This window comes from Actinoplanes sp. NPDC051346, assembly GCF_040682215.1.
Classification (GTDB): domain Bacteria; phylum Actinomycetota; class Actinomycetes; order Mycobacteriales; family Micromonosporaceae; genus Actinoplanes.
Window position 1 is genome coordinate 391,164 of the sequence record NZ_JBFBAJ010000008.1, and the last position, 14,778, is coordinate 405,941.

At 70.3% G+C, this 14,778-nt stretch carries 8 protein-coding genes and 2 pseudogenes; 6 read left to right on the plus strand and 4 right to left on the minus strand.

Annotation, left to right across the window (positions count from 1 at the left end; all coding sequences use genetic code 11):
* Positions 1-289 precede the first annotated feature (289 nt).
* Positions 290-2,155, minus strand: coding sequence for a translational GTPase TypA (typA, locus tag AB0M36_RS22230; RefSeq protein ID WP_364160354.1), 1,866 nt, complete (start codon positions 2,153-2,155; stop codon positions 290-292).
* 161 nt (positions 2,156-2,316) lie between these two features.
* Here typA and AB0M36_RS22235 point away from each other — a divergent pair, with 161 nt between their 5' ends.
* Positions 2,317-3,102 carry a lytic transglycosylase domain-containing protein gene (locus tag AB0M36_RS22235; protein WP_364160356.1) on the plus strand — a complete coding sequence of 262 codons (786 nt, stop codon included), beginning with the start codon at positions 2,317-2,319 and terminating at the stop codon, positions 3,100-3,102.
* Between the two features lie 195 nt (positions 3,103-3,297).
* Positions 3,298-3,723, plus strand: coding sequence for a 50S ribosomal protein L11 (locus tag AB0M36_RS22240; RefSeq protein ID WP_364160358.1), 426 nt, complete (start codon positions 3,298-3,300; stop codon positions 3,721-3,723).
* 154 nt (positions 3,724-3,877) lie between these two features.
* On the opposite strand, the gene AB0M36_RS22245 is transcribed toward AB0M36_RS22240, so the two are convergent.
* From AB0M36_RS22245 to AB0M36_RS22255, 3 genes are all read right to left on the minus strand, one after another.
* Positions 3,878-4,507, minus strand: a complete 630-nt coding sequence (locus tag AB0M36_RS22245; RefSeq protein WP_364160360.1) for an ATP-dependent Clp protease proteolytic subunit — start codon at positions 4,505-4,507, stop codon at positions 3,878-3,880.
* An 88-nt stretch (positions 4,508-4,595) separates the two neighbouring features.
* Positions 4,596-5,246: an MBL fold metallo-hydrolase gene (locus AB0M36_RS22250; protein WP_364160362.1), complete on the minus strand. Its 651-nt coding sequence runs from the start codon at positions 5,244-5,246 to the stop codon at positions 4,596-4,598.
* 2 nt (positions 5,247-5,248) lie between these two features.
* Positions 5,249-5,956, minus strand: a complete 708-nt coding sequence (locus AB0M36_RS22255) for a maleylpyruvate isomerase family mycothiol-dependent enzyme (protein WP_364160364.1) — start codon at positions 5,954-5,956, stop codon at positions 5,249-5,251.
* Between the two features lie 209 nt (positions 5,957-6,165).
* Between AB0M36_RS22255 and rsgA the strand changes: the two genes are divergently transcribed.
* The 4 genes and pseudogenes from rsgA to uvrC form a co-directional block, all read left to right on the plus strand.
* Entirely contained in the window at positions 6,166-7,206 is a 1,041-nt protein-coding gene (gene rsgA, locus AB0M36_RS22260) for a ribosome small subunit-dependent GTPase A (protein WP_364160366.1), read from the plus strand.
* Positions 7,207-7,391: 185 nt separating this feature from the next.
* Positions 7,392-10,301 (plus strand): annotated as a pseudogene (gene uvrA / locus AB0M36_RS22265) (excinuclease ABC subunit UvrA); the annotation flags it as partial.
* A gap of 443 nt (positions 10,302-10,744) precedes the next feature.
* On the plus strand, positions 10,745-11,278 hold the full coding sequence (locus AB0M36_RS22270) for a Rieske (2Fe-2S) protein (RefSeq protein WP_364160368.1): 534 nt from the start codon (positions 10,745-10,747) through the stop codon (positions 11,276-11,278).
* A 399-nt stretch (positions 11,279-11,677) separates the two neighbouring features.
* Positions 11,678-13,825, plus strand: a pseudogene (gene uvrC / locus AB0M36_RS22275) (excinuclease ABC subunit UvrC); the annotation flags it as partial.
* Positions 13,826-14,778: the final 953 nt, after the last annotated feature.

Sequence of the window (14,778 nt, forward strand, 5' to 3'; positions counted from 1 at the left end):
CGGCGCGCGCAAGAGCACGGCGCGCGCAAGAGCACGGCGCGCGCAAGAGCACGGCGCGCGCAAGAGCACGGCGCGCGCAAGAGCACGGCGCGCGCAAGAGCACGGCGCGCGCAGAGCACGGCGCGCGCAAGAGCACGGCGCGAGCAAGAGCACGGCGCGAGCACGATCCGCGGCACCCGCAAGAGCACGGCGCCAACACGATCCGCGGCTGCAGCCCAAGCACGATCCGTGGCGACTGCAGAAGCACGATGCGCGGGTACGGCGCTAAGCACCGTACCCGCGCATCGGTTTACTGCTGGTGCTTACGCCGAGCCGCGGCCCGGCCGCGGGTCTGCTGGTCGAGCTCGACCTTGCGGATGCGCACGGCGGCGGGGGTGACCTCGACGCACTCGTCCTCGCGGCAGAACTCGAGGGCCTGCTCCAGCGACAGCTTGCGCGGCGGGATCAGGCGCTCGGTGTTGTCGGCGCTCGCGGCGCGCATGTTGGTGAGCTTCTTCTCCTTGGTGATGTTGACGTCCATGTCGTCCTCGCGGGAGTTCTCGCCGACGATCATGCCCTCGTACACCTCGACGGTGGGCTCGACGAAGAGCTGGCCGCGCTCCTGGAGGTTGATCATCGCGAAGCCGGTGACCACGCCGGCGCGGTCGGCGACGAGGGAGCCGTTCTGGCGGGTGCGTAGCTCGCCGAACCACGGCTCGTAGTCCTCGAACAGGTGGTGCATGATGCCGGTGCCGCGGGTCTCGGTGAGGAACTCGGTCCGGAAGCCGATCAGGGCGCGCGCCGGGACCAGCCACTCCATTCGCAGCCAGCCGGTGCCGTGGTTGATCAGTTCCTCCATCCGGCCCTTGCGGGTGGAGAGCAGCTGGGTGATCGCGCCCATGTACTCGTCGGGGGCGTCGATGGTGAGGCGCTCGACGGGCTCGTGCACCTTGCCGTTGATTTCCTTGGTGACGACCTGCGGCTTGCCGACGGTGAGCTCGTAGGACTCGCGGCGCATCTGCTCGACCAGGATGGCGAGGGCCAGCTCGCCACGGCCCTGGACCTCCCAGGCGTCGGGGCGCTCGGTCGGGAGCACCCGCAGCGAGACGTTGCCGATCAGCTCCTTGTCGAGCCGGTCCTTGACCATGCGGGCGGTGACCTTGGCGCCCTTGACCTTGCCGACCAGCGGCGAGGTGTTGGTGCCGATGACCATGGAGATGGCCGGCTCGTCGACCTGGATGAGCGGCAGCGGCTTCGGGTTCTCCGCGTCGGCGAGGGTCTCGCCGATCATGATGTCGGGGATGCCCGCGACGGCCATGATGTCGCCGGGGCCGGCGCTCTCGGCGGGCTTGCGCTCCAGGCCCTCGGTGATCAACAGCTCGGAGATGCGCACGTTGGAGACGGTGCCGTCGGTCTTGCACCAGGCGACGGTCTGGCCCTTGCGGATGGTGCCCTCGTGCACCCGGCACAGCGCGAGGCGGCCGAGGAACGGCGAGGCGTCCAGGTTGACCACGTGGGCCTGCAGCGGCGCGTCCTCGTGGAAGGTGGGCGCCGGGATGGTGTCGAGGATCGTGCTGAACAGCACCTCGAGGTCGGTGCTGTCCTCGGGGACGGTGCCGTCCTTGGGCTGGGTCAGCGAGGCGATGCCGTCGCGGGCGCAGGCGTAGACGATCGGGAACTCGATCTGGTGCTCGTCGGCGTCGAGGTCGAGGAAGAGCTCGTACGTCTCGTCGACGACCTCCTTGATCCGCGCGTCGGGCCGGTCGACCTTGTTGATGATCAGGATGATCGGCAGCTTGGCGTGCAGCGCCTTGCGGAGCACGAACCGCGTCTGCGGCAGCGGGCCCTCGGAGGCGTCGACGAGCAGGGCGACGCCGTCGACCATGGTGAGGCCGCGCTCGACCTCACCGCCGAAGTCGGCGTGGCCGGGAGTGTCGATGATGTTGATGGTGACGGGCTCGCCGTCGGCGGGCCGGTAGCTGATCGCCGTGTTCTTGGCGAGGATGGTGATGCCCTTTTCCCGCTCCAGGTCCATGGAGTCCATGACGCGGTCGGCCATCTCGCCGCGCGCGTGGGACTGGCTCCCCTGGCGCAGCATGGCGTCGACCAGGGTGGTTTTGCCATGGTCGACGTGGGCGATGATGGCGACGTTGCGGAGGTCGGTGCGGGTCTGCATAGCCCCATTGTCGCCTGGCAAGGTTGCCGCCGACGCCCCGGGGTTCATCTGTGTGATCGGTGTGACGCACGTCCTTTACGTCCCTTTTGCCGGGCAGCGGCGCGCGATTCCCGCTGTTAGCGTACGGCCCGTCCTATTGGTCGACGCTAAGGACCTTGTCGATGAAACGTACGGTGTCGTGGCTGGCCGGCCTGCTCGTCGGTCTGGTCGTGGTGGCCGGTTGCGGCCTCGGCGGCAACGACGCGGAGCCCACGTCGGCCGCTCCCGTGGCGGCGCCGGCGGCCGAAGAGGTCCTGGAGTCGGTGCCGGAGCCGTCGGAGTCGCCTACCCCGAAACCGTCGAAGTCCAAGGCCCGGCCCAAGCCGTCGAAGACCCGGGCCACGCCGACCGAGGATCCCAACCACTTCCAGCTCCCGGCGTGCGCGACCCGTGACGGCAAGGCGGTCCCCAAGAAGAAGGCGAAGTCCGCCCTGACGGCGGCGGCCAACGGGACGTACTGGCCTGGTTCGGCGCCGGACCTCAAGCTGCCGCGCCGGCTCGTCCTGGCCACCGCCTGGCAGGAGAGCGGCTGGACCTCGAACTTCGTGAACTGCGACGGCGGGCGCGGGCTGATGCAGGTGATGCCCGACACAGAGGCGTTCGTCAACCAGCGGTTCGAGAAGTCCTACGACAGTCACGACTACCGGCAGAACGCGACTCTCGGCGCGAACTACCTCGCCTGGTTGACCAAGGCGTTCGGCGACGCCTACTTCAAGGGCAGCTACGACCTCAGCGCGAAGAAGTGCAAGAACCACCACAGCATGTGCCTGCTCAACCTCGTCATCGCCGGCTACAACGCCGGCCGGGGCCCGGTCGACGAGATGTACGCCGACCGCGAACTGCCCAATCCGGCGTATGTCGACAGCGTCCGTTCCCTGATGAAGTCCTGCTACTGCGACAAGTACTGAGCCGGTCGGCGGACCCCGTAGGGACCGCGATACACTGGCGGGTGGAACCCGAGACTGTGCACCCGCTTGCTCTCCCGGTGGCGTTTTGACCCGTGGCCGAGCGCGGTAGTAAAGTCTCGGGGTTGTCGTGCGTTGATGATGCTGGCGAGCTCCTGACTTTGGCCCGTGCAGCACACACTAAGGAGCTTTTGCGCAATGCCGCCCAAGAAAAAGACCCATGAGGTGACCCTCGCGCTTGAGGCGGGTAACGCCGCGATGGTGGACCTCGGCAAGATGCTCGGCCCCACCGGCGCCAACATGCGTGCTGTCAAGGTCGAGTACGACGAGGCGACTGCGAAGAACCGTGGCGAGATCATTCCCGTCATCGTCAGCGTCTTCGAGGACCGGTCCCACCAGCTCACCTACAAGACGCCTCCGACGAGCTTCCTGATCCGCAAGGCTCTGGGCATCCAGTCGGGCGCGTCCAACCCGCTGACGCAGACGGTGGGCACGCTGAGCGGGGACCAGATCAAGTCGATCGCCGAGCGCAAGCTCCCCGACCTGAACGCCAACGACATCGACGCCGCCATCAAGGTCGTCGCTGGCACGGCCCGGTCGATGGGCGTCAAGGTCGCCGAGTAACTCGGTCACCAGCACTTCCCACGGCGCGGTTCCCTTCGGGGAGCCGCGCCGCGGTGCTTTCCGAGGCGGGCCGCGCCGCGGTGCTTTCCGAGGCGGGCCGCGCCGCGGTGCTTTCCGAGGCGGGCCGCGCCGCGGTGTTTCCCGAGGCGGGCCGCTACCGGGGTTTGCCCGCGATCACTTCCTCGATGAGGCCGTATTCCCTCGCCTCCTCCGCCGACAGGATCCGGCCCGCGGAGAGGTCGTCCTCCACCCGGCTGCGGGTCTGCCCCGTCGTGTCGACAAGACGCAGGATCACCTCCTCCAACTCCCTGAGGTGCTGCCCGGCCGCTGCGGCGACCTCGTCCGCCGTACCCGTGACTCCCGCCGCCCGGGGTTCGGCGAGCTTGAAGCGGGCGTGCCGGTAGGCCGACCGCCGCTGCGCCGCCGCGAGCACCGCGAGGACCGCGCCGCCCGCCTCGGACGTCACCACCGCGTGCACCGGCGCCGTCATCGCGTCGATCACGTCGATGATCGCGTGGGCCGCGTTCAGCTCGCCGCCGCCGCTCGCCATGTGCAGGTGCACCGGTTCCGGACCGGCCGCGTCCAGGGTGAGCAGCGCCGCGGCGATGCCGGTGGCGGCCTGGCCGGTCAGCGGACCACGGATCATGACGATGCGCTGGTCGAAGAGGCGCTCCTCCAGCCAGCCGGGAATGCCGGGGGCCGCGCCCCCCGGCGCGGCGCCGGGCCACGGATCGGGGGAGGGCGGGAACGGCTGCCAGCGCATCGGGTCGTGGCGCAGATCCATCGGGACCTCCGGAAGGCTCGAGGGGTGCTCCGACCCTACGTCCGCTCCGGAGCCGTCCCGCCACGTTTCAGCCCAGGGCTGACCCCGGTCACCAGCCGCGCGCGTGCCATTCGGGCAGGTGGGGGCGCTCGGCGCCGAGCGTCGAGTCCTTGCCGTGCCCGGGATAGAACCACGTGTCGTCGGGGAGACGGTCGAACAGCTTCGTCTGCACGTCGCCGATCAGGGACTTGAAATTCTCCTCGCCGTGGGTGCCGCCAACGCCGCCCGGGAAGAGGCTGTCGCCGGTGAACAGGTGGGCGATGCCGTCCGGTTCGCGGTAGAGCAGCACGATGGAGCCGGGAGTGTGGCCGACGACGTGGATGACTTCGAGGGTGCAGTCGCCGACGGCGATGGTGTCGCCGTCGCGGACCGTCTCGGTCACCACCGGGATCTCCTCGGCGTCGTCCGCGCCGGCCACCGAGCGTGCCCCGGTCGCCTCGACGATCTCGGCGAGGGCGCCGTGATGGTCATAGTGCTGGTGGGTGGTCACCACCGTCGCCAGGCCACCGTCGCCGATCAGGTCCAGCAGGGTCGACGCGTCGTTGGCGGCATCGATGAGCACCTGCGTGCCGTCGGAGGCGCAGCGCAGCAGGTAGGCGTTGTTGTCCATCGGCCCGACCGACACCTTCGTCACGGTCAGGCCGTTCAGTTCGCGCACCGCCGGGGCCGACCCGCGGCTGACGTCTCCGGTGTATTCCATGATCACTTCCACTTCGGTACGGGCGGCAGCTCGCCGTCCGGAGACACGGTCAGGTCGGCGCCGTCGCCACGGCCGGCGAGCCACGCGGCGAGGGAGCGGGTCGGGCCGCCGACCACCGGGCTGCCGGCGGTCGCCTTGCCCATGGTCAGCGCGTGCTCCAGGCCGTGGGGGCGCAGCTCCAGCGCCGGCCCGTCGCTCGTGGCGCCGGAGACGATCTCGCGCAGCATGCGCAGCGCGAAGGCGTCCGACCAGTCCTCGGGCGTGTAGCCGCGGCCGAGATCGACGTGGTGCACCTCGACCTCGCGCAACCGGGCCCAGGGCACGTACGCCGCGGACTTGCCCCAGTGCGGCAGGTGGAACGTCCACGCCTGCGCCGGCATCGCCGCGGCGGCGTCCGCGAACCGTTCGTGGGTCTCGCGAAGATCGGCGATCTGCTCCGCGATCGGGCGGCTCCGACCCGCTTCGATGCCCTCCTCGCGTGCCGTCGGCGTCGGGTACTGCGGAGTCTCCACGCCGGTCCGCGCCCAGGTCAGCAAGTTCGTGAGGGAGTCGGCGTTGCGGGCCACGTGCGTCAACACGTGCCCGATCGTCCAGCCCGGCAGCGGCGCCGGTGCGGACTCCGCGCCGGGCTCCAGACCCTCGGCCGTCCGGATCAGCCGCTCGGTGGCCTGGTCGACATCGGTCATCAGCACTAATGGATCGATCGTCACCCCCTCAACCTAGCGGGTGGCCGGCGCGGGCAGCGATCAGGAAACTCGCTTTCGCCCGCGGTGACGCCGACCGTACCGTCGTTGCTGACGCGTCGCAGACCCGCGGAGGAGGTGGGAACCGTGCTTGCCGTTCGTGCGTCCCGACTTTTCCCGGGAGCCCGCGCCTGACATCCGTCGGCGCCCGCTCCCCACACCACAGAGGGTTTCCCATGTCTGACCTGCCCGCACTGGGCTGGGACGCGACGCTCGCGTCCGCCTACCGTCCCTTCGACCGTGCCGACGCGGCGCCCGCCCGGGTGCTGCGCGCCGACCGTGGCGTCTGCACCGTGCTCGCCGCCGACGGCGTCAACCGCGCGAGCCTCGCCGGCAGCCTGTTGATCGGCGCCGCCGCCGACCCCGCCGACCTGCCCTGTGCCGGTGACTGGGTGGTGCTGCGGCACTGGCCGGACCGCCGGCTCACGATCGAGATCGTGCTGCCGCGGCGCAGCGCGCTGATCCGGCGTACCTCGGACAAGGACTCGTCCGGCCAGGTGCTGGCCGCCAACATGGACACCGTCGCGGTCGTCGAGCCGATGCATCCGTCGCCCGACGACGCCCGGGTCGAACGGCTGCTCGCCCTCGCCTGGGAGTCCGGCGCGCAACCGGTGATCGTGCTTTCCAAGAGCGACACCGCGCGCCATCCGCAAGCGATCGCGCGCCAGCTCGGCGAGCTGGCTCCGGGGGTACGGGTGATGCCGGTCAGCGTACGCACCGGCGCGGGGCTGGCCGAGCTGCGCGACCTCGTGGCGCCCGGTCGCACCCTGGCCCTGCTCGGGCGGTCGGGGGCGGGCAAGTCCACGCTCGTCAACGCGCTCGCGGGCGCGGAGGTGATGGGCGTGCAGGAGATCCGGCGGGCGGACGGCAAGGGACGGCACACGACCGCGTACCGAAACCTGGTGTTGATCCCCGGGGGCGGCGCGGTGATCGACACGCCGGGCATTCGCGGGGTGGGCCTGTTGGAAACGGCCGCGGGTCTGGACCGGGCGTTCGCGGACGTCGTGGAGCTCGCCGACCGGTGCCGTTTCGGTGATTGTCATCACGCCGGTGAGCCCGGCTGCGCGGTGGAGGCCGCGCTGACCGACGGCACGCTCCCGCCACGGCGGCTGGAGAGCTGGCGCAAGCTGCGTCGCGAGGTCGCCGTGGAGAGCGGCCGTCGCGCCGAGCGGCTCGCCGGGGCGGCCGGACCGGGCCATCGTCGACCGCGACGCTGATCCGCTGTGCCGTGCGGCGGGTCAATGGGCCGCGGATGTGGGATGTTCGAGGGGGGTTCACCCGGTCGGGTGACGGGAATTCGAGGCTTCGGCGGGGTGCTGTACCTCGGCGGTCCCCGAAAATGTCGTACCCCGCGGTTAGGGTGGCGGCGCCTATCGAACTGACGTAAACGGAGTGGCTGGCTGTGGCCGACCGACTGATCATCCGCGGCGCGCGCGAGCACAACCTGCGCGACGTCAACCTCGACCTGCCTCGCGACGCGATGATCGTGTTCACCGGGCTCAGCGGCTCGGGCAAGTCCAGCCTCGCCTTCGACACGATCTTCGCCGAGGGGCAGCGGCGTTACGTGGAGTCGCTCTCGTCGTACGCCCGGCAGTTCCTCGGCCAGATGGACAAGCCCGACGTCGACTTCATCGAGGGCCTGTCCCCGGCCGTCTCGATCGACCAGAAGTCGACGTCGCGCAACCCGCGTTCGACCGTCGGCACGATCACCGAGGTCTACGACTACCTCCGGCTGCTCTTCGCGCGCACGGGCATCCCGCACTGCCCGGTCTGCGGCGAGCGGATCAGCAGGCAGAGCCCGCAGCAGATCGTCGACCGGGTGCTGGCGATGGACGAGGGCACCCGCTTCATGGTGCTCGCCCCGGTCGTGCGCGGCCGCAAGGGCGAATATGTCGACCTCTTCGCCGAGCTGCAGTCCAAGGGCTATGCCCGGGCCCGCGTCGACGGCGTGGTCCACCCGCTCTCCGAGCCGCCGAAGCTGAAGAAGCAGGAGAAGCACACCATCGAGGTGGTGGTCGACCGACTCAGCGTCAAGGCGAGCAGCAAGCAGCGGCTGACCGACTCGGTGGAGGCCACGCTCGCTCTGGCCGGCGGCATCGTCCTGCTCGACTTCGTCGACCTGCCCGAAGACGATCCCGGCCGCGAGCGCCGCTTCTCCGAGCACCTGGCCTGCCCCAACGAACACCCGCTCGCCATCGAGGACCTCGAGCCGCGGGTCTTCTCCTTCAACGCGCCCTACGGCGCCTGCCCGGAGTGCGTCGGCCTGGGCACCAAGAAGGAGGTCGACCCGGAGCTGATCGTCCCGGACGAGGAGCGCAGCCTCCGTGAGGGCGCCATCCAGCCCTGGTCCGGCGGCTCGACGATGGAATACTTCCTGCGCCTGCTGGAGGCCCTGGCCAAGGCCGAGGGCTTCAACGTAGACACGCCATGGCGCGCGCTGCCCAGCCGCGCGCAGAAGACCATCCTCTACGGCTCCGAGGACCAGGTCCACGTCCGCTACCGCAACAAGTACGGCCGTGAGCGCTCCTACTACACCGGCTTCGAGGGCGTGGTGCAGTGGATCGAGCGTCGGCACAACGACACCGAGAGCGACTGGTCGCGCGACAAGTACGAGGGCTACATGCGCGACATCCCCTGCCCGGCCTGCGGGGGCGCGCGACTCAAGCCCGAGGTGCTGGCGGTCACGATCGCCGGCAAGAGCATCGCCGAGGTCTGCAACCTGTCCGTGGGCGAGTGCGCCGAGCTCCTGGCCACCATCGAGCTCGACGACCGGCAGAAGATGATCGCCGAGCGGGTGCTCAAGGAGATCAACGCCCGGCTGCGCTTCCTGGTCGACGTCGGCCTGGACTACCTGTCGCTGGACCGCGGCGCCGGCACCCTCTCCGGCGGCGAGGCACAGCGCATCCGGCTCGCCACCCAGATCGGCTCCGGCCTGGTCGGCGTGCTCTATGTGCTCGACGAGCCGTCCATCGGCCTGCATCAGCGCGACAACCACCGGTTGATCGAGACGCTGGTGCGCCTGAGAAACCTCGGCAACACCCTGATCGTGGTCGAGCACGACGAGGACACCATCCGCACGGCGGACTGGATCGTCGACATCGGCCCGGGCGCGGGGGAGCACGGCGGGCAGATCGTGCACAGCGGCTCGGTGAAGGGCCTGCTGGCCAACAAGCAGTCGCCGACCGGGGCGTACCTGTCGGGCCGCAAGAAGATCCCCACTCCGGCCACCCGCCGCCCGCAGACCGCCGGGCGCGAGCTCGTCGTGCAGGGCGCCCGCGAGCACAACCTGCGCAACCTGACCGTCGGCTTCCCGCTCGGGCAGTTCATCGCGGTGACCGGCGTCAGCGGCTCCGGCAAGTCCACGCTGGTCAACGACATTCTCTACACGGTGCTGGCCAACCAGATCAACGGCGCCCGGATGGTCCCGGGGCGGCACACGCGCATCACCGGCCTCGACAACGTCGACAAGGTCGTCGGCGTCGACCAGTCGCCGATCGGGCGCACCCCGCGCTCCAACCCGGCGACCTACACCGGCGTCTTCGACAACGTCCGCAAGCTCTTCGCCGAGACCACCGAGGCCAAGGTCCGCGGTTACGGTCCCGGCCGGTTCTCGTTCAACGTCAAGGGCGGCCGCTGCGAGAACTGCTCCGGCGACGGCACGATCAAGATCGAGATGAACTTCCTGCCCGACGTGTACGTGCCCTGCGAGGTCTGCAAGGGCGCGCGCTACAACCGGGAGACGCTCGAGGTCCACTACAAGGGCAAGACGATCTCCGAGGTGCTGGAGATGCCGATCGAGGAGGCCGCGGAGTTCTTCCAGGCCATCCCGGCGATCCACCGCCACCTGCGGACCCTCGTCGACGTCGGCCTGGGCTACGTGCGCCTGGGCCAGCCGGCCCCCACCCTGTCCGGCGGCGAGGCGCAGCGCGTCAAGCTCGCCTCCGAGCTGCAGAAGCGCTCCACCGGCCGGACCGTCTACGTGCTCGACGAGCCGACCACCGGCCTGCACTTCGAGGACATCCGCAAGCTGCTGCTGGTCCTCAACGGCCTGGTCGACAAGGGCAACACGGTGATCACCATCGAGCACAACCTCGACGTGATCAAGACCGCCGACTGGCTCATCGACATGGGCCCCGAGGGCGGCAACAAGGGCGGTCTGGTGCTGGCCACCGGCACGCCCGAGGAGATCGCCGAGGTCCCCGACAGCCACACCGGCCACTTCCTGCGCCCGATGCTCGGGCTGACCGGCGACCCGGCCGGCGCGGACGCCGCGGTGGCCCGCGCCGCCAAGGCCAACGGTGCTGCCAAGACGAACGGTGCCGCCCAGACGAACGGTGCCGCCAAGACGAACGGTGCCGCCAAGGCCAACGGGGCCGTGAAGGCCGCCGCCAAGCCCGACGGTGCCGCCAAGCCCGCCGCGAAGGCCGCTGCCAAGCCTGCCGCGAAGCCCGCTGCCAAGGCCGCCGCCAAGCCGCGGGCCAGCCGGTCACGCGGCACGACCGCCGCCGGGTAATGATTGAAGGTCACAGGTAACTCACAGCTACCGCGCCCGTCCCCCTTCCCTCCCGCCGCCGAGCGGCGGAAACGGGGGGCGGGCGCCGCCCTGTCCTGGCCGAAGCGGCCGGAAATCAGCCCCTCCACGCGGATAATTTCTCCGGCGCCCATGAACCACATCCGGGGGCCACGCGTACATAGAGACAACGCCGCGTGACGCAAGCGCGCGGTCCAGGGGTTCTGGAAAGGGTTTGGCGAAAGATGACTGACGTGCAGAGGCCCGATACGGACGTCACGGGCACCCGCGAGACCACCGGCACGCCCCACTCGCGTCGCGTCGTGCTCGCAAGCGCCGGTGCGCTCGGAGCCGGGTGCCTCCTCGCCGCCTGCGGCACGGACACCACCACCCCCGTCGGCTCCGACGGCGGTGACTTCAGCAACGACCCCGTACCCGCCGGCAGCAAGGGCGCCGACGCGGGCAGCAGCAACTCCGGCGGCGACAGCTCATCCGGCGGCACGGTCCTCGCGGCGGTCGCCGACGTGCCCGAGGGCGGCGGCATCATCAAGGGCGACTACGTCATCACCCAGCCCCAGAAGGGCACCTTCAAGGCGTTCAGCAAGATCTGTACGCACCAGGGCTGCCCGGTCACCAAGGTGGACGGCGGCGGGATCTTCTGCCCGTGCCACAAGAGCACCTTCTCTCTCGACGACGGCTCGGCCACGGGCGGACCGGCCAAGAAGCCCCTGCCGGAGACCAAGGTCAAGAAGGACGGCGACAACATCGTCGCCGCGTGAGGTCGTGGGGCCGGCCGTGCTGACCGTCGCGGCCACGGGACGCGGCGGCCATACCCTGCCGACTCGGCCGGCCCCATCACGCCCTCATTTGCCCGGATCCTCGCGGTAGTCGCGGCGTCAGGGCTTGCGGGTTTCTCCGATCGCGGGCTCTACTGCCTTCCGATCTCCAGCTTCCGCCCTCGGACCTCCGCCCTCGGACCTCCGCCCTTCAGCGTGCGGCCTCCCGCCCTGCGGCTTTCTGCCTGCGGCTTTCAGCCTGTGGCCTTCCAGGCTCCCGCTTTCCGCCTCTGGCCTTGCGGCTCCGGCCTTCCGAGCTTGGGCCGGAGACCCGGCGCCGTGGCGGCGGCATCGGGCCTCCGGTCGGGTAATCATGTCAGGGGTCGGCACTAGTGTTGAGTTGTGCCTGACCCGTCCAGCTACCGGCCGCCGCCCGGGACCATTCCGGACGCTCCCGGTGTCTACCGCTTCCGCGACCCGACCGGCCGCGTCATCTACGTCGGCAAGGCCAAGAGCCTGCGCAACCGGCTGAATTCCTACTTCGCCGACACGTGGAGCCTGCACGCGCGCACCCAGCAGATGGTCACCACCGCGTCCTCCGTGGATTGGGTCACCGTCGGCAGCGAGGTCGAGGCGTTGCAGCTCGAGTTCTCCTGGATCAAGGAGTTCGACCCGCGGTTCAACGTCAAGTACCGCGACGACAAGTCGTACCCCTTCCTCGCCGTCACCCTCAACGAGGAGTTTCCGCGGCTGCAGGTCATGCGGGGGGCCAAGCGTAAGGGTGTGCGGTATTTCGGGCCGTACAGTCATGCCTGGGCGATCCGGGAAACCCTCGACCTGCTGCTGCGGGTCTTCCCGGCGCGCACCTGCTCCGCCGGGGTCTTCAAACGGGCCGGTCAGATCGGCCGTCCGTGCCTGCTGGGCTACATCGGCAAGTGCTCTGCTCCCTGCGTCGGGTCGGTGACGGCCGAGGAACACCGCGCCATCGTCGACGACTTCTGCGACTTCATGGCCGGACGCACCGACACCTTCGTCAAACGCCTCGAGCGCGACATGCTCGACGCGTCCGAGCAGCTCGAGTTCGAGAAGGCCGCCCGGCTGCGCGACGACATCGCCGCGCTGCGCAAGGCGATGGAAAAGCAGACGGTCGTGCTCGGCGACGGCACCGACGCCGACGTCGTCGCGTTCGCCGAGGACCCCCTCGAAGCCGCGGTACAGGTCTTCCACGTCCGCGACGGCCGCGTGCGCGGCCAGCGCGGCTGGGTGGTGGAAAAGGTCGAGGACCTGACGACCGGAGACCTCGTGCACCACTTCTGCAGCCAGGTGTACGGCGACGAGCACGGCGAAAACGACGTCCCCCGCGAGCTGCTGGTGCCGGAGCTACCCCCCGACGCTCCCGCGCTCGAACACTGGCTCTCCGAGCACCGGGGCAGCCGCGTGACGCTGCGCGTCCCCCAACGAGGCGACAAACGCACCCTCCTCGAAACCGTCGCCCGCAACGCCGGCGAGTCCCTGGCCCGCCACAAACTCCGCCGCGCGGGCGACCTGACCACCCGCAGCAAAGCCCTCGACGAGATCGCCGAGGCGCTGGGGATGGACACCGCGCCGCTGCGCATCGAATGCTTCGACGTCTCCCAGATCCAGGGCACAGACGTGGTGGCCAGCATGGTGGTCTTCGAGGACGGCCTGCCGAGAAAGAGCGAGTACCGCCGCTTCGCCGTACGAGGCAACCCAGACGGCAGCGGCACCGACGACCTGGCGGCAATGAGCGAGGTGATGCGGCGGCGGTTCGCACGCTACCGCGCCCAGCCGATGGACGCCCTGTCCACGGACGCCCCCGCAGCCGCCAGCCCGGAGTCGTCACGCGTCACCGTCGAGTCCTTCACTTCCGAGTCCTTCATCGCCGAAGTTCCGCCGGCCGGGTCTTCCGCGGCGCACTCCGGAGCCGACGCCCTCGCGGGCAGCGCCTCCACAACGGGGGCGGATGGTGTCTCCGTTGCTGGGGCGGATGAATCCCATACCTCCGATGTGTCCGCTCCGCACGAGCCGGCGGCCGCACCTGACGAACTCGCCACGAACGAACTGCCGGGCGTCGACCCGCTCACCGGCCGGCCACGCCGGTTTGCGTATCCGCCGCAGCTCGTGGTGGTCGACGGCGGTCAGCCTCAGGTCAATGCCGTCGCCGCCGTGCTGTCCGATCTCGGCATCACCGACGTGGCCCTGTGCGGCCTGGCGAAGCGGCTCGAAGAGGTGTGGCTGCCGGGCGACGACTTCCCGGTCATCCTGCCGCGCACGTCCGAAGCTCTCTACCTCCTCCAGCGCGTCCGCGACGAGGCGCACCGCTTCGCCATCACGTTCCACCGCCAGCGGCGTTCGAAGCGGATGACAGCGTCCGCGTTGGACAACATCCCGGGCCTGGGAGAGACCCGCCGCAAGGCGCTGCTGCGCCACTTCGGCTCCCTGAAACGACTGGCGCAGGCGAGCCCCGAGGAGATCACCGAGGTCCCGGGCATCGGACGCCGCACCGCCGAGGCGGTGCTGGCGGCGCTCGTCTCCACCAAGGACCCCTCCACGACGGACACCCGGGCGAAGAGCGGCTCCGACACTTCACCCGCGGATCCGCGGGCGCCAGATGGCGGTTCCCGCACATCACCCACACGTGCACCGGTGCCCGACGGCGCCTCTGGCGCCGCACCTGCAGCTTCGCGGGCGTCGGAGGGTGGTTCTGGCGCTGCGTCCGCCGCTTCGCGAGTGTCGGAGGGTGGTTCTGGCGCTGCGTCCGCCGCTTCGCGGGAGTCGGAGGGTGGTTCTGGCGCGGCCCCTGCTGCTTCGCAGGCGCCGGAGGGCAGCTCTGGTGTCTCAGCGGGTAGTTCACCGGCGGCCTCGGAGGACGGTAACGGCACTTCCGCCTCGGGCCTGGGGGCGTCAGGCGGCGGCTTCGGCGCCTCAGCCGAGGGATCGCGTGCGCCGGTGGGTGACCCCGGCGACGAGGTTTGGGCGGAGGGTGGAGCGCCCGGGGTGGCGTTTCCGGCCGGCGGTGCCGGCCGGACGAAGTCGGGGGCGAATCGGTCACGGGTGGCCCGTCCGTCGCCCCGGCCCGCCGCTGACGACAGCGCCGGCTGATACAGCAGTAGCGATCAAGAAAGCTGAGGTAGCGGTGGCGCAGGCAGCCGGTGACCGAGTGGCGGCTGCGCGGGCAGCGGGTAAGTGAGTGCGGCCGCGCGGGCAGCGGGTGAGCGAGTGGCGGCTACGCGGGCAGCGGGTGAGCGAGTGGCGGCTAGGCGGGCAGCGGGCGAGTGAGTGCGGCCGCGCGGGCAGCGGGTGAGCGAGTGGCGGCCACGCGGGCAGCCGGGTGAGCGGTGGCCACGTGGGCAGCGGTGAGCGGTGACGTGACGTGACGCGGCGTTTGGGGTGGGGGTGCGCCGAGGTTCGGACGTGCCCAGCGCGACCAGTGAGATCAGCGCAACGTGGGTGTCCTGGGGCGACACCCGCGCTGAGCTTCG